We start from the raw sequence: 20535 nt of genomic DNA, 5'->3' as shown, positions 1-20535 counted from the left end.
TGCAGACACAATCAAAAAGCCCGAAACCGTCACCGGTTCCGGGCTTTTCTTTTTGTTTCCGCTACTCAGTCCGTCAGCGCATCGCTGGCTGGTTCTTCCAGCAAGGAGCGATAACGATTGAGGCTTTCCTCCAGATGCGCCACCAGCGCATTGCGCGCCGCCTTTGCATCGCCCTGCGTGATCGCGGCAAGGATCATCGCGTGTTCCTTGTTGATCTTCTTGAGATAAGACCGCGAAGCCCGCACGGGCTGGCGGTGCTTCAGCAGCAGATCGAAGTTGATCTCGCCGATCACCGCTTCCAGAAAACTCGGGAAATGCGGATTGCGGGTTGCCCGCGCAATTGCAAGGTGGAAATCGAAATCGGCGCGTGCCTCGACTTCCGGATCATCGGTTTCCAGATTTTCCAGATGATCGTAAGCGCGGGCGATTTCCGCCAGCGCCTCGGGTGTGCGACGGGTGGCGGCAAGCGCCACCGACTGCATTTCCACACCAAGCCGCAATTCGAGAATCTGCATTGCGGAGCGAATATCGTCGATCCGGCTGATCTCGTAATTGAGCGCCTTCACGTCCTTGTCGGTGACATAGACGCCCGCACCCTGCCGCGTGGTGACACGCCCTGCCACCTTGAGCGAGGTCAGCGCCTCGCGGATGACGGTTCTGCTGACGCCAAACTCTTCACATAGCTGGGCGCTGGACGGCAGCTTGTCGCCCGGACCATAGAGACCCGAGTCTATCCGGGTCGTCAGTTCCGCGACGACAATTTCCGCCAGATTTCCGCGTTGGGTAATGATTGACACGACATTTAACTCCAGCGCTGGTTATTTGATTTTATAAATCACGTGATGACTAACTATAGAGGCAGTACCATTTCATTGAGTATCTGAACAGGATGCCGGATGGACCGGCGTTCAATCGCCTTGACCTGAGAACGGCAAGAATAGCCGGTGGCCATGACTATATCCTTCTCACCGGACGATGCGAGAATACCATTCCAGCTCGCAGCGAACAGCTTTTCCGAAATCGGGCGATTGCGGAGCTCGTGGCCGAAAGTGCCCGCCATGCCGCAACAGCCCGTTTCCGGTACATCCAGTTCCACGCCGATCTGCTGAAACACGGATTTCCATTGCTTCATCGATGATGGAACATTGCTGCGCTCCGTGCAGTGCCCCAGCAGACGCAGACGCTTTTCTTGCGCCGCATTGTCGAGACCGCGCAGACGGTCGCGATTGGCCTCCAGCCATTCCTGCACCAGATTGACCTGCGCCTTGATCCGCGCTGCCTCGACACCCTTATATTCGCTGCGATAGGTCAGCGTCATCGACGGGTCGAGACCGACCAGCGCAATGCCCATTTCCGCCAATTCGTTGAGATAGCGGACGGACTTCGACGCGGTTTTCTCGAAGGCGCCCAGATAGCCGTGGACGTGCAGCGCCTTGCCGTTCTGGTTGGGCGCGGCAAGATAGGGCGTGAAGCCCATCTTGCGAGCGAGTTGCAGAGCCGATAGCCCAACAGCCGGATCGAAATGGGCCGTGAAGGCATCCAGAACGAACACAACCGCCTCTTGTCGCTGCGCATCCGAAAGTTTCCGCATCCGCTCCGGCGTTGCGACAGCCACGCCCATGCGCTGCGCTTCACGTGTCAGCGACAAAGCGGGCATTTCCGGCAAGGCCGTCAGCCCGGCCCGGCGCATGGCAGCGCGACCCAGACCGGAGCGTACCCATGCATTGTACGCAGGCTTCAGCCGTGCAAACAAAGGCAGCGTGTTCTCGATGCTCGCCACCATCATGTCCTTGATCGGGCGGGCATAGCGTCCGTAGTAGATCTCAAGGAACTTGGCCCGGAACGCCGGAACGCTGACCTTTACCGGACATTGCCCGGCGCAGGCTTTGCAGGCGAGGCAGCTATCCATCGCCTCGCGCACTTCATGCGAGAAATCGTTGCGATTGGCTGGGTTGATAGAGTTCCACAGACGCACAGGCAGCGTACGAATGGCACCGGCGTTGCGGGCCTGTCCGGCTTCCTTGCGCGGGTCTTTTCCGCTCTCCGCCATCAGTCGCAGCCATTCGCGCATCAGCGAAGCGCGGCCTTTCGGTGAATAACGACGGTCCCGTGTTGCCTTGTAGGACGGGCACATCAGGCTGGCATCATCGAAATCGAAACAGGCGCCATTACCGTTGCAATAGGCGGCGTTGTCGAAAGCCTCGCGGATTTCCAGGCCGATGATCCGGTCGAACTGGCCACGCAGCGGCACTTCATCAATCTTCAACAACGCTTGCGAAGACGGCGTCGCGATCTTGCCGGGATTGAGCCGGTTGCGCGGGTCGAACAGACCCTTGATTTCCTGCAGGCTCGGATAAAGCGCGCCGAAGAATTCGGGTACATATTCCGAACGCACGCCCTTGCCGTGTTCACCCCACAGCACGCCGCCATATTTGCGGGTCAGCGCAACCACGCCGTCGCTGATCTTGCGTACCAGCGGCTCGTGATCGGTCCGCGTCAGATCAAGCGCCGGGCGCACATGCAGCACGCCCGCATCAACATGGCCGAACATGCCGTAGCTGAGGCCTTCCCCGTCCAGAAGCGCCCGGAATTCGCGAATATAGGCGGCAAGGTTTTCCGGCGGAACCGCCGTGTCTTCCACAAAAGGCACCGGACGCACCGGCCCGTCGACATTGCCAAGCAGACCGACCGAGCGCTTGCGCATCGTCCAGATTGCCTCGATATCCTTCGGATCGCGCGCAATAGTGTAAGGCTTGCCACCGCCGGACTGATCGGCATCGAGCGCAGCGACAACGTGCCGGAACTTGCTTTCAAGCTCATCTGCGTCATCGGCCACCAGCTCGACAATATTGATGCCATTGGTCGGGCTGCTGGCATCATCCGGGAAGAACCGCGCAATGCCCGGCCAGACAATATCCTTCTTGGCGAGCCCCAGCACCTTCTCGTCGATGGTTTCAACCGAAGCGACCTTCAGCGCGACCAGCGCGCGGGCATGTTCCAGCGCCGTATTGAAACTGTCGTAGCGGATATTGATCAGCAGCGCATGCGCCGGGATCGGCAGAAGATTGACCTCGATCTCCGCGATCATGGCCAGCGTACCTTCCGACCCGCACAGAATGGCGTTGAGGTCAAAGCGACCATCCTCGCGCCACAGATGCTTCAGATCATAGCCCGTCATATAGCGGTTGAGATTTGGGAAAATCTCGTCGATCAGCGCCCGCTTCTCGGTCGCGATGCGTTCGACGGCGCGATAAATCTCACCGACACGGCCCGGCTTCGCCTGAGCTTGCGCCAGCGCTGGCCCGTCGAGCGGGCGAGACCACAATTCCTCGCCATTGGTCAGGACGACCTGCAGCCCCAGAATGTGATTGCTGGTCTTGCCATAAAGGCACGACCCCTGCCCGCATGCATCAGTGCTGACCATGCCGCCAATGGTGGCGCGGTTGGAGGTGGAAAGCTCCGGTGCGAAAAACAGGCCATAAGGCTTCAATGCCTTGTTGAGCTGATCCTTCACCACACCGGATTGGACGCGGGCCACGCGCCGTTCCGTATCGATTTCCAGAATGCGGTTCATATGGCGCGAGCAGTCAACCACGATGCCGGAGGTCAGGGACTGGCCATTGGTGCCGGTACCGCCGCCGCGCGGCGAAATCACCACGTCACGAAATGCAGGCTGTTCCAGAACCGTGGCAAGGATTTTCAGGTCGTCGGTTCCCTTGGGAAACACGATGCCGGTCGGCTCCACCTGATAGATGGAATTGTCGGTGGAATAGACGGTACGCGAGCTGTCACCGACCTCCACTTCACCTTGAAAGCCCGCCTGGGCCAGGTGTTGCGAGAGTTCGAGTGTCAGGCCATTGAAGGGCTGTTTCCTGATCAGGGACGGAATCATGTGGGACTCAAAAAACCTCTTGCATCGCCTTCAACTTGGCATATAAGTGATAACATACAATTCTTCCCACGCAAGACCAATAAGAGGCGGAACGTGAAAGATCAGACCATTATCATTGTCGGCGGCGCTTCGGGACTGGGTTTGACGACAGCAAAGCTGATGGTGGAAAACGGAGCGGCCAAAATCGGCCTCATAGACCGCAATGCGGAACTACTCGCCAGTTCCGCAGAAACCTTGCGCGGACTGGGCGTTGAAGTCGCGACTTCGGTCGCAGATATTTCGCGAGCCGAATCTGCCCATCAGGGCTTCAACGACGTCGCCGGCAAGCTAGGCCGCGTGCATGCGCTCGTCAACAGCGCAGCCATCTATCCGCGCAAGCCAATCCTTGAAATCACGGATGAAGACTGGGATCTGGAAAACGCCATCAACGTCAAGGGCACCTATCACATGATGGTGGCCGCCGTTCTGCATATGCGACAGTTCGTCGATGTGCCTCACGTCACGGGCCGCATTGTCAATGTCACCTCGGTCGACGCCTTCAAGGCGCATCCGCAAAACGCGCATTATGCAGCCACAAAGGCGGCTGTCGTCAGCCTGACCAAATCCTTCGCGCAGGAATGCGCCAAGGACCAGATTCTGGTCAATTCCGTTGCACCGGCGGGCTTTGCCACCGACCGCGCCAAGGAATTGGGCTTCCTGCCGGAACTGGCCAAGGCAAGCGCGCTTGGACGCGCCGCCGAGCCGGTGGAAATGGCGCAGTGGATCGTCATGATGGCTTCCGGTCGCAATACCTATGCCACCGGTGAGAATGTGGTGGTCAGCGGAGGCTATATCTATGTCTGATCCCTACCGCGTTGCGCTTGTCACCGGCGCCACGAGCGGCATCGGCAAGGCCACCGTCGCGCGACTGCGCGAACGAGGACTGACCGTCTACGCCGTCGGTCGCAACAGTCAGGCGCTGGCGGCCCTTGCCGCAGAAACTGGTGCGCTCACGGTTGAGGCCGATGTGCGCGACACGAAGGCAATCGAGGCTGCGCTTTCTGGCGTCGAGGTCGACATCCTGATCAACAATGCGGGCATTCTTTCCACCCGCGCCTTGTTTCACGAGATTGACCCCGACGAGATCGACGCCATGGTCGATATCAATCTGAAAGCGCCGATGCATCTGACCCGCGCCTTTCTGCCCGGCATGGTGGCGCGCAAGCGCGGCCACCTCATCTATATCGGATCGAGCGGCGGTCAGGCGCCTTATCCGAATATGGGTGCTTACGGCCCCCCCAAGGCTGGCTTGAGCCTGTTTTGCGACAATCTGCGTTGCGATCTTCTGGGCACTTCGGTACGCGTCAGCGAAATCGTACCGGGCCGGGTGCAGACTGCACTCTACCGGACATCGATCCCCGACAATCAGGCACAAGCCGTGCTTTACGATGGCTATCGCCCGATCCAGCCGGAAAACATTGCCCAGATCATCGGTCAGGTGATCGAACTGCCGGTCTTTGTCGATGTTTCCCGCGTCGAAGTTTTCCCGACCGATCAGGCGACCGGCGGCGGCTCCATGGTCAAGTTTCAGGAAAACTAAGGCGAAGGCGACGCTCTGCGTCGCCTTTGTCGTTTCATCACCATCATACCGGGCATGGCTCGCAAGAGCCGCGCACCGAACAGCTATGCGCGCGCGAAAAGCCCACGCCATAGCCCTACCGATAGACAAGTAAAACTTGCCAATTGCCGGATTATCTTGATTTCGTGAAAACGCTCCGGCTGGCATGATCATTCACAAGGTGATCGCCGATAAGGCGCACAGGAAGGAATCAGGGATGCGTAACGGAGGCCAGCTTCTCGTCGAAAGCCTCGTCGCTTTGGGAGCCAGAAAATCTTTCGGCGTGCCGGGAGAAAGCTATCTTGCCGTGCTCGACGCATTGCACGATACCAAGGGCGCGCTCGACTTCGTGCTTTGCCGCAACGAAGGCGGCGCTTCCTTTATGGCAGCAGCCTGGGGCAAGCTCACCGGCGAACCGGGCCTCTGCTTCGTCACACGCGGCCCCGGCGTCACCAACGCCTCCATCGGCATTCACACCGCCACGCAGGATTCCGTGCCGATGCTAATCTTTGTCGGACAGGTCGGAACCGATATGAAGGGCCGTGAAGCCTTTCAGGAAATCGATTACCGCGCCGTCTTCGGCACCATGGCCAAATGGGCGACCGAGATCGACGATATCGACCGTATTCCCGAAATTCTGGCCCGCGCCTGGACGACGGCGACCACGGGACGCCCCGGCCCGGTGGTCATCGCCTTGCCGGAAGATATGCTGACCTCGGCAACAGATGCAGCCCCCCTTTCCGGCCCCGCAAAGATTAGCGAAGCCGCACCTTCCGCCGCCGCTCTGGACGACGTGCAGACCTTGCTCGGCGCAGCAAAGCGACCTGTCATCCTGATGGGCGGCATCAACTGGACTGAGGCCGGACGCGACGCCCTGCAAAACTTTGCTGAAGTCTCCGACATTCCGGTTGTCGCTGCCTTCCGCTATCAGGACCAGTTCGACAATTTCTCGCCCGCCTTCGTCGGCGAGGCAGGCGTCGGCATGCTGCCGCATGTCAAGGCGCTGATCCGCGATGCCGACCTTATCCTCGCGATCAATGTCCGCTTCGGTGAAATGACAACGGATGGCTATACGCTGCTTTCCGTGCCGGTTCCGGCGCAAAAGCTCATCCATGTTCACGGTTCGGACCGGGAGATCGGCAAGATCTACCAGCCCACGCTCGGTATTCAGGCTGGCCCCAATGCTTTCGTTACGGCCTTGAAGCCAATCAAAGGCGACTGGAGCGAGTGGCGGGCGGATGCCCGCGCCACTTTCGAGGCAAGTTTTTCAGCGCCTTCGCAGCCTTCGCCGGTCGATATGGTGGTGGCGATGGAGCATGTCCGCGATGTGCTGCCCGAAGACGCTATTCTCACCAATGGCGCCGGCAATTTCACCGTCTGGCCCAACAAATTCTTCAAATTCGGCAAGAAGAGCCGCCTGCTCGCACCGCAATCGGGCGCAATGGGTTACGGTCTTCCAGCAGCGGTTGTCGCGAAAGTGGCCTTTCCGGAGCGCACGGTTGTCTGCTTTGCCGGTGACGGCGATTTCCAGATGAACTGTCAGGAACTGGCGACCGCCAAACAGGCTGGCGCGCAACCCATCGTGCTCATCCTCAATAACGGTATCTATGGCACGATCCGCGCCCATCAGGAGCGGAATTATCCGGGTCGTGTTTCCGGCACAACGATGGACAACCCCGATTTCGTGGCGCTTGCCAAGGCCTATGGCTTTCACGCGGAGCGCGTGGAGCGGACGGAAGACTTCCCTGCCGCTTTTGCCCGCGCCCGCGCATCGCGGAGTGGCGCTGTGCTCGATCTCAACATTTCGCCCGAAGCGCTGACACCGCGCCAGACGCTCAGCCAGATGCGCGCCGCAGCCCTCGCTAAAATGCCCGTCTGATTGGATCAGATCAGCACTTTAGCTGCTTATTTTAACGCGCATCGTTTCCGAAAACCGTTTCGCACTTTTCGGAATGCGCTCTAAAAAGGAACCAGCATGAGCCAGACCATCCGCCTTGGCGCTGATATCGGCGGCACCTTCACCGACATCGCGCTCGAATGCAAAGGTGCGCTCTATTCCACGAAGGTTCTGACCAATTACAGCGCGCCCGAACAGGCGATCCTCGACGGCATTGCCATTGTGACCCGCGATGCGGGCATCAGCCCCGCCGATCTCGACATTGTCATTCATGGCACCACGCTGGCCACCAATGCGCTGATCGAGCGGCGCGGCGCGCGCACGGCCTTTGTGACGACGGATGGCTTTCGCGATGTCATCGAGATGCGAACCGAAAGCCGCTTCGAGCAATATGATCTCAATCTGCGCCTGCCAAAGCCGCTAATCCCGCGTGAGGATCGCTTTGCGGTCAAAGGGCGCATCGGCGCGCAAGGGCAGGAACTGCTGGCCCTCGACGAAGCGGCGCTGGAAGCCATTGCCGACACCATTGCAGCGGGCGGTTTCGGCGCTGTGGCCATTGGCTTCATCCACTCCTACATGAACCCGGATCATGAACGTCGTGCCCGCGATATCATCGCGCGCAAGGTTTCGGTTCCGGTTTCCATTTCCTCCGAAGTCTCGCCGCAGATGCGCGAGTTCGAGCGCTTTAACACCGTATGCGCCAATGCCTATGTGCGTCCGCAGATGGCCGATTATCTCTCCCGCTTGCAGGTGCGTCTGGCGGAGATGGGCGCGAAGTGCCCGGTCTTCCTCATCCACTCGGGCGGCGGGCTGATCACCGTAGAGACCGCATCCGAATTCCCGGTGCGTCTCGTTGAATCAGGACCGGCAGGCGGCGCGATCTTTGCTGCCGATGTGGCGCAGCGCTTTGGCCTCGACAGAGTGGTAAGCTACGACATGGGCGGCACGACCGCCAAGATCTGCCTGATCGAAGATTTTGCTCCCAAGACTGCCCGCACGTTCGAAGTGGCCCGCACCTATCGCTTCTGCAAAGGATCGGGCATGCCGATCTCCATTCCCGTGATCGAGATGATCGAGATCGGCGCGGGCGGCGGCTCTATCGCATGGGTAGACGCCATGGGCCGCATCCAGACTGGCCCGGAATCGGCAGCTTCCGAACCCGGCCCGGCCTCCTATCAGCGCGGAGGCGAACGCCCGGCCATCACCGATGCCGATCTGCTGCTCGGCAAGCTCGACCCGGACAATTTTGCCGGTGGCGCGATCCGCCTATCGGTAGAAAACGCCGCCAAAGCCGTAGCGCGCGATGTGGGAGACAAACTCAACATTGCCGTCGAGCCTGCCGCCTTCGGTATCTGCGAAGTGGTGGACGAGAACATGGCCAATGCCGCCCGCGTTCACGCAGTGGAAAACGGCAAGAACATTTCCGACAATATCATGATCGCCTTTGGCGGTGCTGCCCCGCTGCATGCGGCGCGCCTGTGCGAAAAGCTCGGCATCGACCAGTGTCTGATCCCTGCGGGTGCAGGCGTCGGCTCGGCCATCGGCTTCCTCAAGGCGCCTTTCGGCTATGAGGCGTTGGCCTCGAAGATCGTTCGCATGTCGGACTTCAAGGCTGCCAGCGTCAACACGCTTCTGGATGAATTGAAGACAACGGCGGAAGGCTTTGTCCGCGCAGGTACGAACGGTAAGGTGCTGCGTGAAATCACCGCCTTCATGCGCTATGTCGGTCAGGGTTGGGAAATCCCGGTGACGCTGCCCGACCGCAGCTTTACCGAAGCCGACGCAGAACTGATCCGCGACAGCTTCCGGCAAAACTATGCCCGTTTCTTCGGTCGCGCCATTGACGGGCTGGATGGTCTCGAAATCGAGATCGTGACCTGGTCGGTCAAGGCGCAGGACGAACGCCCCGCACCGGAACGCCATGCGCTGACCTTCGGTCGCGCGATCGTGGAAACGCCGGTTACCCGCGCCGTCTTCGACCCCGCACAGGCCGCCAATCTGACGACCGCCATTGTGGAACGCCACACGCTTGCACCCGGCGCGCGCGTCAGCGGCCCGGCCGTGATCGTCGAACGGGAAACCTCCACCGTCGTCACCTCGCCCTTCGATGTGGTCATGCAGGATGACGGCGCCCTTCTTCTCCTGCGCAAGGAAACAGCAGCATGAGCGACGCGACACAGGAAATCCGCATGCAGGTCATGTGGAACCGTCTGATCTCGGTTGTCGAGGAACAGGCGCTCACCCTTCTGCGCACGGCCTTCTCCACCTCGGTTCGCGAGGCGGGCGACCTGTCCGCCGGTGTGTTCGACCCGCAGGGACGCATGCTGGCGCAGGCCGTGACCGGCACGCCTGGACATGTGAACACCATGGCTGAGGCCGTGCTGCATTTCATGGCCGAAATCCCGCGCGAAGAGATGTATCCCGGCGACACCTATGTCACCAATGATCCATGGAAAGGCACCGGTCATCTGCACGACATCACCATGGTGTCGCCATCCTTCCTCGGCGACACGCTGGTCGGCTTCTTTGCCTGTACGGCGCATGTGGTCGATGTTGGCGGGCGCGGCTTCGGCGCCGACGGCAAGTCGGTTTATGAAGAGGGCATCCAGATACCGATCATGAAGTTTGCCGAGCGTGGCGCGGTGAACAAGGATCTGGTGCGCATGCTGCGCGCCAATGTGCGCGAGCCCAATCAGGTTGTCGGCGATTTCTATTCGCTCGCGGCCTGTAACGATGTCGGCCATAACCGCCTCATCGACATGATGCAGGAAATCGGCCTGACATCGCTCGACACGCTGGGCGAATTCATCTTTGCACGCACCCGCACCGCAACGCTGGATCGCATCCGCGCATTGCCGAAGGGCCAATGGTCGAACGAACTTGTCACCGATGGTTACGACAAGCCGATCAGCCTCGCGGCGAAGGTCGAGATTGCAGGCGATACGGTCAATGTCGATTTTGCGGGCAGCGATGCCGTCAGCCCATGGGGCATCAATGTCCCGATCATCTACACCAAGGCCTATGCCTGCTATGCCCTGAAATGCGTGATCGCGCCGGATATTCCCAACAACTGGGCCTCGCTGGAACTGTTCACGATCTCCTCGCCGGTCAATATCCTCAATGCCGAGCGCCCGGCCCCGGTTTCGCTGCGCCACGTCATCGGCCATATGGTTCCAGACCTCGTTCTCGGTGCGCTGGCCAAGGCCCTGCCCGGCCAGATTCTGGCCGAAGGCGCTGCCGCATTGTGGAATATCCACATTTCGGCGCGTCCCGTGGCGGGTCAAGCCGGACGCAAGGCCGAAATCCTGATGTTCAACTCCGGCGGTATGGGCGCACGTCCCGAACTTGACGGCCTGTCAGCGACCGCTTTCCCGTCCGGCGTGATGACCATGCCGATCGAGGCAACCGAGCATACCGGCCCAATTGTCGTCTGGCGCAAGGAACTGCGTCCTGACTCCGGCGGTGACGGCGAATATCGCGGCGGCCTCGGTCAGACGATTGAAATCGAGGCCATTCCCGGCCACAAATTTGATTTTTCGGCGATGTTCGACCGCGTTCACCATCGCGCCAGAGGCCGCAATGGCGGCGGCGAAGGCGCGCCGGGCGTGGTGGCGCTGGATGACGGCACCAAGCTGAAGCCGAAAGGCTGGCAGCATGTCCCGTCAGGACGCAGGCTGGTGCTGCAATTGCCGGGCGGCGGCGGTTATGGCGAGCCGCAAAACCGCGACCCGCAAGCCCGCGCGGAAGATATTTCGAAGGGCTATGTGTCGGCCAAGTGAAATAAAATGAAGCATCGGCCCGAAATCAGTTCTGATCTTCGGGCCGATGACATAGAAAATAGCGTTTCCGGCAAAATCGCGAAGCGGTTCGGCGCAGGACAAAGCGAATAGATGACCAGCCGGCATTTGTGATGGAGCGATATGAGCGAGCGGACAATCAGACTGCCCCCTCTCAACGCGCTGCGTGTGTTTCACGCGGTAATGCGCCATCGCAGTTTTCGCAGCGCCGCCGACGACCTTCTGGTCAGCCCGCAAGCCGTCAGCCAGCAGATCAAGCAGCTTGAAGAAACGACCGGCGTTCAGCTCTTTGAGCGGAAGGGACGCACGGTCGAACCGACCGAGAATGCCATTCTGCTCGGCCACTATGTCCAGTCCGGCTTTGCCGAGTTTGCCGAGGGTATCCGCCGCATCAGCAAGACCGGCCAGCGCGACCGGATCAACATCAATGCCAGCCCCTATTTTGCGACACGCTATCTGCTCGAAAAACTGGGGGGCTTTCGCGATATTGTGCCGGGCGCCGATCTGCGCCTGACAACCATGGTGGAGCTGCCGGATTTTGCCCGCGACGATGTGGATGTCGCCATACAATGGGGTTTTGGAGGCGATGTTCAGGGGAGCTGGAAAAACTATGAGACCCGGCTGCTGACCCGCGACGTGAAGGTGATCTGCTGCACGCCCGATCTGGCGCGTCAGATCGCGTCACCCGCCGATCTTATTCCTATGACGCTGCTGCATCCCGTGCTTTCGGGCGACCTATGGGCCGATGTTCTGGCGCATATGGGCGTCGCGTTCGATCCGGCGGCAGGCAATATGCGCCTTCAGGACGCCGCCACCATGCGCCGCGCGACCGTGGCGGGCCTAGGCATCGGGCTGCTCTCCATCGCTGACGCGGAGGAAGACCTCAAGCTTGGGCGTCTCGTCGCGCCTTTCGGGCGTGAGATCATGACCACCATGCCGGAAGCAAAAGTGCCGGGCTTTTATCTTGTCTTCCCGAAAGCGCATCTGCGGATTGCCGCCATTGCAGCCTTCTGCAAATGGCTGCAACAACAGGACTGGGATTTTAAACCCGTTCCAGCTTGATATGCGGCAGAGGCGGCAACTCGACCTCAATCGGATCGTCGGCCCGCACATGCCCACCGGACAGAACGATGGTCATGACGCCCGTCTTGCGGATCACTTCGCCATCGGGCGTCTTGTCGAGCACTGCCGAGAGAAGACCCTTCTGAAAGTTTTCGATCTGCGGGCACGGATTGCGCAGGCCTGTCACCTGCAACACCACATCCTTGCCGATTTTCAGCAATGCGTCCCTCGGCAGGCCCAGCAGATCAACGCCGCGCGTGGTGACATTCTCGCCAAGATCGGCAGGCGCAATGTGAAACCCTTTATCCGCCAGCTCGTCGAAAAGTTCGGCCTGAATGAGATGAACCTGCCGCAGATTGGGCTGGGTCGGGTCCACCTTCACGCGTGAGCGGTGCTTCACCGTTGTGCCCTGATGCGCATCGCCCTCGACGCCGAGCCCGGTCAGGATATGGATTTCCGGCACGGGCTGCTTGGAAAAGCGATGTTCGCCATCGCGTGCAACGGCCACGACAAATCCAGCACCCATGATCCTCATCCCATCTATCGCATTGGCCACCCTTTAATGAGGGGCCACTTATTGTTCTGGAGAGCATTTCTCGAAGGGAAAAAACTCTTCTGGCCTGCTATCATAGGTTATAAGACATTTATGTGAATGCAGGCAGGACGAGGCGCAGATTGCGACAGAAAAACGCGCGAGACGAGTTCCGCTGGGGAATATGGGGAACGGGCGCCATTGCCAGCGCCTTTGCCGCCGATATTGCGGCCATTGACGGCATGCGCGTTTCCGCCGTGTGCTCGCGCACGCTGGAAGCTGCGGAAGCCTTCGGCAACCGTGTCGGCGCCGACAAGACCTTCAACGCAGTGGGTACATTTCTTGCCGATCTGGATATCGATGCGGTCTATGTCGCGACGCCCAGCGCCATGCATGTCGCCCAGACCTTGCAGGTCATTGCCGCAGGCAAGCCCTGCCTGACCGAAAAGCCGCTGGCGCTTGATGCAGCCGGGGCAGCGCGCCTTGCCGCAGCCAGCGAAATCAGCCGGACTTTCGTGATGGAAGCGATGTGGTCGCGGTTTCTGCCTGCCATACAGGCGGCGAAGCGGCATATTGAGACCGGCACTATCGGCAAGGTCACGCGCATCAAAGCAGACCTCTCCTATCTTCGCGCCTACGATCGACAGAGCCGCTTCTTCGATCCCGAACTTGGCGGCGGGGCGGCATTCGACCTCGGCGTCTATCCGGTCTCGCTGGCGCTGTTCTTCATGGGAGCGCCGGAGCGCTCGCAGGGTCGCTGCAAGCGCGCGGACAATGGCGTCGACCTGCGCACGGAGATTGAACTGTTCTGGCCCGATGCAGAAGCCCGGCTTTCCTGCGGCTTCGACCGGGATGGCGACAATCGCATGCTGATCACGGGAACGAAGGGCGCGCTCCTGCTGCACGGACCTTTCCTGAAAGCCCAGCGTCTGACGGTCTATTCCGCTGGTGCACTGAAGTCGCCCTTCGGTCCGGGCAAAGGCTCCGGCCTGATCAGCAAGATCATCAACCGCCTGCCCCTGCCGGGCCGCAAAATCGAAAGCCACGCCTTTTCCGGCAACGGCCTTCAGTTTCAGGCACTTGCCGTGCGCGATGCCGTCGTGAACGGTGCGATTTCAAGTCCGGTCATGCCGCTGGCGGACAGTACAGCCGTAGCTGACATCCTGCATCGGATTGTGTCAAGGGATTAGAAACTGCTCTTCATCCTGTATGGGGCTGCACTGTCGCCAGCATTGTTGAGCGCCAGCGCGATTTCGGTGATGTGCAGTGCCACATCGCCGGAGAAGAACGCCGTCTCGCCCTTTTCGATAGCGCGTGCCTGATCGGCGATACCGCGCGCAAAATTGATCTGCGACGGATAGGATGGCAAAGCGGATTTGCTGCCCTTCGGATAGGGCAGCTTCTTGCCCGCGACGGGCTTCCACGACAGAAACTTGCCGATCCGTACTTCGAGAATGATGAACAGCCGCGCCCAGAACCGCGTTTTTTCATCCGCCTTTTCAAGACGCACGGGGGAGCGATTGTCCCAAAGATCATCGACACTGATCGAGCCCTTGTCGCCCACCACCGTCAGGCTGCGATCACGCGGCATCGCAAGACCCGATGTCAGTCGCGCCACGAGGCCCGACTTGAAACGCAGGCAACCGACCGAAAAATCGGGAGCCATCTGAAGATGCTCTGTGCCCGGCCCCTTGTCGGGAAAGGTGATTGCGGAGAAAGCCGTGACGCTTTCCACCGGACCAAACAACGAAACCAGCCATGACAGCGCATAGCCAGCATGTTCGAGCGTGCAGCCGATTTCAAATTCATGTAGACCGGGCCAGACCGCGCCGGATTGCGAGCGCCATGTCGACCATTTGTCGCGAAAAACGGGACCATCTTCCATCTGCGCATAGACGAGGCGCGGCGTGCCAACAGCGTCGATTGCGGACGAGACCAGCTGTTGCGCATCGCTGAGACCATTGGCAGGCGCTGCGGCCAATGTCAGGCCGCGACTGGCGGCAAATTCAACCAGCGCCTTGGCCTCATCGAAACTCATGGCAAGCGGCTTTTCGGAATAGACATGCTTGCCCGCCGCCAATACCGCCCGCGAAATATCGTAGTGGCTTTCCGGCGTCGTCAGATTGACCACGATCTGCACGTCCGGATCGGCCACCACGGCGTCAAAACTGTCATAGACCTGCGCGCCATAATGCGCTGCAAACGCCTTGAGCCGTTCCGGGGACCGATCATAAACGCCGCGCAGCACAAGCTCGGGGTAATTGCGCAAGGTGGTCATGTAATAATCGGCAACGAAACCTGTGCCGACAATCGCAATATTCATGAATGATCTCCGATAGGGGCGGCGCGCATTATCAATCCAGCCTTTTCGGTATGCTGATTCTGGATGTCAGACGCAGCCCGAAAATCCCGAACAGGGTGGTCAGCCAGACCGGATCAACACGCCGGAAAAAGAAACTTTCCATCATCGCGTTCAACGTGCAGAAGAACACGATCATCAGGAAATAATCTGCAAGAAGCAGGTTCTCGCGCTGCGGCCTGCACCGCATGTAATTGACCAGCGGCATTACGATGATCACCGTCACGCCACATATCAGTCCGGGAAGCCCCATGGCCACCACCAGATCGAGATAGCCATTATGGGCATGGACCATGTTGCGCACGTCCCAGCCGAGATAATAGGGCCTGGCCGCCTCCAGCGCCGTTGGCGATTTCCAGAAACTTTCATAGCCATAACCGGTCCATAATCGGCCCGGTAGATTTTCGATGGCGAATTGCCAGATCGACACGCGCCCGGTGAAAGTGGCGTCAACGCCCAGGCTTTCGACAAAGGAGCGGATCGGTTCGAACAGCACCGAGCCGAAGGTCAGTACGGCAAACGTAAACTGAATGGAAAAGATGGCAGCGACGGTGAGAAACCGCAGGCCGAGCGCACCCGGCACCATCACCAGCAGCATGGCCAGCGGCACGAGCGCCATGGTGGTTTTCGACCCGGTCTGCGAGACGAAGAACAGCGCCGACAGGCCGATCAGTGCGCCGCTGACGCGCCAGCCCCGCCGCCAGAGATAGAGCCCCGAAAAAGCGAAAGCCGCCATGACCGGACCGGCGACATTTTTATGGCTGAACACCCCGCGCCAGAGATAGGAATTCTGTGGCTCGATCGGGTCTGCCCCATGCGTGCCAAGCGACGGCAACAGCACCACACCGGCATAGGAAATGACCAGCACAACGGAGGCCACCGTCATCAACAGCCGCGCATAGTCATCGCCATCCTGCGGCAAGGCCAGCACCGCGACAACGCAGCAAACGCCGATCATCGTGAAAACCGCGCCGCGCATCACCACGCCGGGATAGACGCTCTGCATCAACGACGCGAACAACAGAAGAAACATCAGCGACCAGCCGAAGCCGACAATCCGCGCCACCTTTCGCGGGTCGGTCAACGTAGCAAGGGCCGCAATGACCCCAACGCCCAAAAGACTGAAACCAAGCTGGTTGATGATATCGCCGCTGCCGCCGCCGTCGGTTTCCGGTTCGGCCATGAAAGGGCGAAACGAAATCATCAAAATGCACATGACGACAATGGCGACAACGAGCGCGATCTTACGCATCTGCGCCCGGTGCGCTTCCGCAACTCCAGCCGCAGCAGCGCCGGGGGCGCGGCTGTCAGTTTTTGTCCGGGTTGCGATACTGCTCATTCTCATACCCAAAATGCGCCATGACCCGGCCCAATCCGACATGGATATAATAGGCGCCCACGGAAACCCACCGCGCCTGAACCGCCTTGTACAAGGCCTTGACCGGCGAGAAGCCGAGCAGAAGCGCACTTTTGACAAATACCCGCGCTGCACCCAACGGTTGGTCCTTGCGCTTGCGCCGCTCCATCATGGTTGAAATCATGCCGTTGCGCAAACCGCGCGCCCGGATCCAGTCGCCTTCCAGTCGCCGCGCCGGGACCGTTTCATGCACCGGCGCTTCCGCGCACCAGCCTGTCCTGAAACCCTTGGCGACGGAACGACTGATAAAATCGGAGTCGCCGCCGCCCGTGAAATTGAACATCGGATCGAGAAACGGAAAGCCCGCCGCTTCCAGCACTGGCCGTGCGACGGCGAGATTGCCCGATGAATAAAGCGTGGGCACCGGGCCGCTGCGCTGATAGGTCGGCAGGAACACCGGATGACGCGCCCACGCCTCAGACCCCGGGCGGTCGAAGACCGGCACCTGTGGACCGCCCACCAGATCGACGGAATAGCGTTCTGCTGCCGCCATCATGTTTTCCAGCCATGACGGATCGGCCAGTTCGTCATCGTCGATCACCAGAACATGTTTCATGTTCGGGAAATAACCGAGCGCCGTCAGCCAGGCAGCATTATAGGCGTTGCAATTGCCACGCTGCGTTTCAACGATCACCAGACCGCGATAGGTTCCAGCTGCAAACAGCGGTGCCGCAACCTTGGCGCCCGCTTGTTCCTCCGCCTCGTTTTCGACAACGATGATCGCGAATTGCCGGTCGGTCACCTGCGCCTTCAGGCTCTCCAGCGTTCGCAGAAGATGCTCGGGACGGCGAAAAGTCGGTAGCGTCACCACCACCTCGACATTCGTAAAATTCAAATGGGGTGTTTGAGTAATGACTTGAATGTGATTGGGAAGCTTCGGCGTCCTGTTGTCCATTATATTTTCAACCGCCGCCCTATCATCCGATGCAAAACCAATCGGTCCTTTTGTCGGAAATGCCCTAATTTTGACACGTAAACTGCTCTATGCCACATCAATTCTTCAATTGGTGCGGTTGTACTGAAAAACAGCACTCAACACGATTCAATAAATTGATTTCAAGCCCTATTTATCAGGCGAGCGTTTAAGGATCATTTACACCGCGCCGCTATGAATCAAGGCATAGAAATACGGCATATCCGCAGGAGTCGAATTGCAACCGTTGCGTCTCGTTTTCGTGACATCCCTCGTGCCCCACGAAGATGCTTCGACTGGATATGAAGTCGCCAATGCCGCTGTCATCAACGGGCTGCGCCGGGCTGGCGCACATGTCACCGTCATCGGCTTCACATGGCCGGGACGCAAGGCTGCCGCCGACGCGGATGTCGTGGTGCTGGGCGAAGTGGAAGTGCGCACCGAAGGTGCAAGCGCCACGCAGAAAATCGGCTGGGTTGTCAAATCCTTCCTCACCGGACTGACGGTTTCCTCCGCCAAGCTGCGCGTCATTCCGCCGATGAAACTGCATGAAGCGATTGCGGCTTGCGGCGATTTTGACGCCTATGTGCTGAACGGCGTGGCCCTTCCCGGCGCGTTCGAAGCCGTATTTCGTGACAAGCCGTCGCTTTTTGTTGCGCATAATGTGGAACACCGCTCGGCACGCGAAAACGCCGAAGACGCCAAGGGCATTATCCAGAAGCTTCTCTTCTCCCGCGAAGCCCGCATTCTCAAGCGGCTGGAAAAGCGGCTTTGTGACAATGCAGCCTTCGTCTTCACCTTTGCCGAGGACGATGCGCCAGCGCTAGGCCTCTCCCCGGAAAAAGCCGCGACCTTCCCGCTGGTCATGCCAGCCAGGCGCAAATCCGCCAGCCGCGATATCAAGTATGACCTCGCTTTGATCGGCACCTGGACATGGCATCCAAACCGGATTGGCCTTGAATGGTTCCTCAGAGAGGTCAAGCCGCTGCTGCCATCGGATATATCCATCGCGATTGCCGGCAGCACACCAGCCGACTTGATTGCCGCCTGGCCGGCTGTAAACTTCGTCGGCAAAGTATCGGACGCCACCGCCTTTGTTGAAAGTTGCGCCGTCGTGCCGCTGATCAGCCGCGCAGGCACCGGCGTTCAGCTGAAGACCATTGAAACCTTCGAGCTTGGTATGCCAAGCGTCGCCACGCCGCATTCCGTGCGCGGCATCGCGCGCATTCCCGAAAACTGCACTATTGCTGACGCGCCAGCGGAATTTGCCGCGGCGATCAAAATGCGCATCGCGCAGGCCCGCGCAGGTGACCGCCAGATGCTGGACGGCAAGGCCTTTACCCGCTCACAGATCGACGGCATGGATCAGGCGCTCACACGCGGACTGGATGCGCTTCGTCGGACCACGAAGCGCGCGGCGGGAGCGCAATGATGCTGGAACAAAGCCCCCGTCCGTCCCGCAATATTCTTGGCATCGATGTCGCCTGTTTCGACTGGAACGAAGCGCTCGACTTTTTCGACAAGACGCTTGAAGACGGACAGTTCCAGCGCGTGGCATGGCTCAACGCCCATTGCGCCAATGTTGCGCATGCCGATGCGACCTATAAGCAGGCTTTGCAGAGTTTTCTCGTGCTGCCCGACGGCGTTGGCGTCGATATAGCCAGCAAGATTGCCTATGGGCAGAAATTCCCCGCCAATCTCAACGGAACGGATTTCGTGCCGCGCCTGCTCGGCCATATCAAACGCCCGCTGCGTATCGGACTGATCGGTGGACGGCCCGGCATTCCCGAAAAGGCCGCGGAGGCGTTTCATGCGTTTGCGCCGCAGCATGACTACCGGGTCTATGCGGATGGTTTTTTCGCACCCGACCAGATGGCCGCAATCCTCGACCGGCTTGCAGGCGACAGGCCGGATATCCTGCTGGTCGCAATGGGCGTGCCGTTGCAGGAACTCTTCATCCAGACACATATCACCAAAGCGCATTGCACCATGGCCTGCGCGGTTGGGGCCTTGTTCGATTTTCAGGCGGGCGCAACCGAACGCGCGCCACAATGGGTGCGCCAGATGCGGCTTGAATGGGCCTATCGGCTGATGCGCGAGCCAGCACGACTGGCGGGACGCTATCTGGTCGGCAACCCGCTTTTCCTGTGGCGGGTCATGCTGAGCGGACTTTCGGGATATTTGATGCGGGATGGTCGATGAAGACGGCAATTGTCACGGCAAGCTACGACAAGGATTTCGAGCGCTGCAAATTGCTGTGCGAAACCGTGGATGAACATGTCTGCGGGTTCACCACGCATTATATCCTCGTCGAACCGCGCGATGTCGCACTATTCCAGCAGCTGGCTGGGCCGCACCGCATCATCATTGACGAGCGGGAATTGCTGCCATCCTGGCTGCATGTCTTTCCCGATCCAACCTCCTTCGGCAAGCGCCGCATCTGGCTGTCGCTGAAAGCCAAGCCGCTGCGCGGCTGGCATGTACAGCAATTGCGCCGCATTGCTCTGGCGAATGTGACGGGGGAAGACGGCTTTCTCTATACCGATTCCGACACCGCCTTCCTGCGCACTTTCGACTGCCGCAATCTCTGGCAGGGCGGCAAAATGCGCCTCTTCGTGCGTCCCGATGCGCTGGCCAAGCCTGAATGGCCCCTGCATCCGGTCTGGTCGGCCAATGCGGAAAAGCTGCTTGGCATCAAGGACCGCAAGAACGCACTCAACGATTATATCGGCCAGCTCGTTTCCTGGCGACGCGACACGATGCTGTCCATGTGCGAGCGCATCGAAAGCCATACGGGTCGCAACTGGGTGGCAGCTTTAGGGACAATCCGCAGTTTTTCGGAATGCTTCCTCTATGGCCGTTATGTCGATGACATACTCCATGGCGCGGGCCACTTTAGCGACACCCATGATCTGTGCCGCATGCAATGGTTTGCACCGCCACCAACCGAAGACGAATTCCGCACATTCATTGCCGAGATGGAGCCCTATCAGGTTGCCATCGGCATGCAGTCTTTCCTCGGTCTTTCGGTCAATGATATTCGCCGCATCATCGGCGCTTGAGTTTAGG

General features: G+C 59.6%; 16 protein-coding genes. 10 read left to right on the top strand and 6 right to left on the bottom strand.

The genetic code is table 11. The annotated features are described in order from the left end of the window. Nucleotides 1–65: 65 nt before the first annotated feature. Both ACTJKP_RS05445 and ydiJ read right to left on the bottom strand, forming a co-directional pair. Nucleotides 66–797 (bottom strand): FadR/GntR family transcriptional regulator, encoded by a 732-nt coding sequence (locus ACTJKP_RS05445; RefSeq protein WP_078339034.1) that lies wholly within the window; start codon nt 795–797, stop codon nt 66–68. Between the two features lie 53 nt (nt 798–850). After that, nucleotides 851–3892 carry a D-2-hydroxyglutarate dehydrogenase YdiJ gene (ydiJ, locus tag ACTJKP_RS05440; RefSeq protein ID WP_440629949.1) on the bottom strand — a complete coding sequence of 1014 codons (3042 nt, stop codon included), beginning with the start codon at nt 3890–3892 and terminating at the stop codon, nt 851–853. A gap of 93 nt (nt 3893–3985) precedes the next feature. Here ydiJ and ACTJKP_RS05435 point away from each other — a divergent pair, with 93 nt between their 5' ends. The 6 genes from ACTJKP_RS05435 (at nt 3986) to ACTJKP_RS05410 (ending at nt 12245) form a co-directional block, all read left to right on the top strand. Beyond that, nucleotides 3986–4735, top strand: coding sequence for an SDR family NAD(P)-dependent oxidoreductase (locus ACTJKP_RS05435; RefSeq protein ID WP_440629948.1), 750 nt, complete (start codon nt 3986–3988; stop codon nt 4733–4735). Beyond that, entirely contained in the window at nt 4728–5471 is a 744-nt protein-coding gene (locus tag ACTJKP_RS05430; protein ID WP_440629947.1) for an SDR family oxidoreductase, read from the top strand. Before ACTJKP_RS05435 ends, ACTJKP_RS05430 begins: the two co-directional genes overlap by 8 nt. 235 nt (nt 5472–5706) lie before the next feature. Further along, entirely contained in the window at nt 5707–7368 is a 1662-nt protein-coding gene (locus ACTJKP_RS05425; RefSeq protein WP_440629946.1) for a thiamine pyrophosphate-binding protein, read from the top strand. Nucleotides 7369–7464: 96 nt separating this feature from the next. Then, the gene (locus ACTJKP_RS05420; RefSeq protein ID WP_440629945.1) at nt 7465–9552 is read left to right on the top strand and encodes a hydantoinase/oxoprolinase family protein; all 2088 of its coding nucleotides are present in this window, start codon (nt 7465–7467) and stop codon (nt 9550–9552) included. Then, nucleotides 9549–11165: a hydantoinase B/oxoprolinase family protein gene (locus ACTJKP_RS05415; protein ID WP_440629944.1), complete on the top strand. Its 1617-nt coding sequence runs from the start codon at nt 9549–9551 to the stop codon at nt 11163–11165. Before ACTJKP_RS05420 ends, ACTJKP_RS05415 begins: the two co-directional genes overlap by 4 nt. A gap of 141 nt (nt 11166–11306) precedes the next feature. Next, nucleotides 11307–12245 (top strand): LysR substrate-binding domain-containing protein, encoded by a 939-nt coding sequence (locus ACTJKP_RS05410; protein WP_440629943.1) that lies wholly within the window; start codon nt 11307–11309, stop codon nt 12243–12245. Here the strand turns inward: ACTJKP_RS05410 and ACTJKP_RS05405 are convergent. Next, complete coding sequence (locus tag ACTJKP_RS05405) at nt 12226–12771, bottom strand: MOSC domain-containing protein (protein ID WP_078339041.1); 546 nt, start codon at nt 12769–12771, stop codon at nt 12226–12228. The genes ACTJKP_RS05410 and ACTJKP_RS05405 overlap by 20 nt on opposite strands. A 149-nt stretch (nt 12772–12920) precedes the next feature. Here ACTJKP_RS05405 and ACTJKP_RS05400 point away from each other — a divergent pair, with 149 nt between their 5' ends. Further along, nucleotides 12921–13967 carry a Gfo/Idh/MocA family protein gene (locus tag ACTJKP_RS05400; protein ID WP_440629942.1) on the top strand — a complete coding sequence of 349 codons (1047 nt, stop codon included), beginning with the start codon at nt 12921–12923 and terminating at the stop codon, nt 13965–13967. Here ACTJKP_RS05400 and ACTJKP_RS05395 read toward each other — a convergent pair. The 3 genes from ACTJKP_RS05395 to ACTJKP_RS05385 are packed head-to-tail and all read right to left on the bottom strand — an operon-like array spanning nt 13964 to nt 17448. Then, nucleotides 13964–15100 (bottom strand): Gfo/Idh/MocA family protein, encoded by a 1137-nt coding sequence (locus ACTJKP_RS05395; protein WP_440629941.1) that lies wholly within the window; start codon nt 15098–15100, stop codon nt 13964–13966. The two genes, ACTJKP_RS05400 and ACTJKP_RS05395, sit on opposite strands and share 4 nt — an antisense overlap. 31 nt (nt 15101–15131) lie before the next feature. Beyond that, nucleotides 15132–16475, bottom strand: a complete 1344-nt coding sequence (locus ACTJKP_RS05390; protein WP_440629940.1) for an O-antigen ligase family protein — start codon at nt 16473–16475, stop codon at nt 15132–15134. After that, nucleotides 16444–17448 (bottom strand): glycosyltransferase family 2 protein, encoded by a 1005-nt coding sequence (locus tag ACTJKP_RS05385; RefSeq protein ID WP_440629939.1) that lies wholly within the window; start codon nt 17446–17448, stop codon nt 16444–16446. Before ACTJKP_RS05385 ends, ACTJKP_RS05390 begins: the two co-directional genes overlap by 32 nt. Before the next feature lie 256 nt (nt 17449–17704). Between ACTJKP_RS05385 and ACTJKP_RS05380 the strand changes: the two genes are divergently transcribed. The 3 genes from ACTJKP_RS05380 to ACTJKP_RS05370 are packed head-to-tail and all read left to right on the top strand — an operon-like array spanning nt 17705 to nt 20528. Next, nucleotides 17705–18898: a glycosyltransferase family 4 protein gene (locus ACTJKP_RS05380; protein WP_440629938.1), complete on the top strand. Its 1194-nt coding sequence runs from the start codon at nt 17705–17707 to the stop codon at nt 18896–18898. Further along, nucleotides 18898–19668, top strand: a complete 771-nt coding sequence (locus tag ACTJKP_RS05375) for a WecB/TagA/CpsF family glycosyltransferase (protein ID WP_440629937.1) — start codon at nt 18898–18900, stop codon at nt 19666–19668. Before ACTJKP_RS05380 ends, ACTJKP_RS05375 begins: the two co-directional genes overlap by 1 nt. Further along, nucleotides 19665–20528: a DUF6492 family protein gene (locus ACTJKP_RS05370; RefSeq protein ID WP_138783405.1), complete on the top strand. Its 864-nt coding sequence runs from the start codon at nt 19665–19667 to the stop codon at nt 20526–20528. Before ACTJKP_RS05375 ends, ACTJKP_RS05370 begins: the two co-directional genes overlap by 4 nt. The last annotated feature ends 7 nt before the right edge of the window (nt 20529–20535 follow it).

The organism is Brucella sp. 22210 (assembly GCF_052045675.1).
GTDB lineage: Bacteria > Pseudomonadota > Alphaproteobacteria > Rhizobiales > Rhizobiaceae > Brucella.
The sequence above is the reverse complement of the archived record's forward strand: the minus strand, read 5'-3'. Positions and strand labels throughout refer to the sequence as shown.

Bases quoted from the DNA above. Each gene is read 5' to 3' on its own strand.
- ydiJ (WP_440629949.1), bottom strand. From the start codon at position 3,892: ATGATTCCGTCCCTGATCAGGAAACAGCCCTTCAATGGCCTGACACTC.
- ACTJKP_RS05430 (WP_440629947.1), top strand. From the start codon at position 4,728: ATGTCTGATCCCTACCGCGTTGCGCTTGTCACCGGCGCCACGAGCGGC.
- ACTJKP_RS05425 (WP_440629946.1), top strand. From the start codon at position 5,707: ATGCGTAACGGAGGCCAGCTTCTCGTCGAAAGCCTCGTCGCTTTGGGA.
- ACTJKP_RS05420 (WP_440629945.1), top strand. From the start codon at position 7,465: ATGAGCCAGACCATCCGCCTTGGCGCTGATATCGGCGGCACCTTCACC.
- ACTJKP_RS05415 (WP_440629944.1), top strand. From the start codon at position 9,549: ATGAGCGACGCGACACAGGAAATCCGCATGCAGGTCATGTGGAACCGT.
- ACTJKP_RS05410 (WP_440629943.1), top strand. From the start codon at position 11,307: ATGAGCGAGCGGACAATCAGACTGCCCCCTCTCAACGCGCTGCGTGTG.
- ACTJKP_RS05405 (WP_078339041.1), bottom strand. From the start codon at position 12,771: ATGGGTGCTGGATTTGTCGTGGCCGTTGCACGCGATGGCGAACATCGC.
- ACTJKP_RS05395 (WP_440629941.1), bottom strand. From the start codon at position 15,100: ATGAATATTGCGATTGTCGGCACAGGTTTCGTTGCCGATTATTACATG.
- ACTJKP_RS05390 (WP_440629940.1), bottom strand. From the start codon at position 16,475: ATGAGCAGTATCGCAACCCGGACAAAAACTGACAGCCGCGCCCCCGGC.
- ACTJKP_RS05385 (WP_440629939.1), bottom strand. From the start codon at position 17,448: ATGGACAACAGGACGCCGAAGCTTCCCAATCACATTCAAGTCATTACT.
- ACTJKP_RS05375 (WP_440629937.1), top strand. From the start codon at position 18,898: ATGCTGGAACAAAGCCCCCGTCCGTCCCGCAATATTCTTGGCATCGAT.
- ACTJKP_RS05370 (WP_138783405.1), top strand. From the start codon at position 19,665: ATGAAGACGGCAATTGTCACGGCAAGCTACGACAAGGATTTCGAGCGC.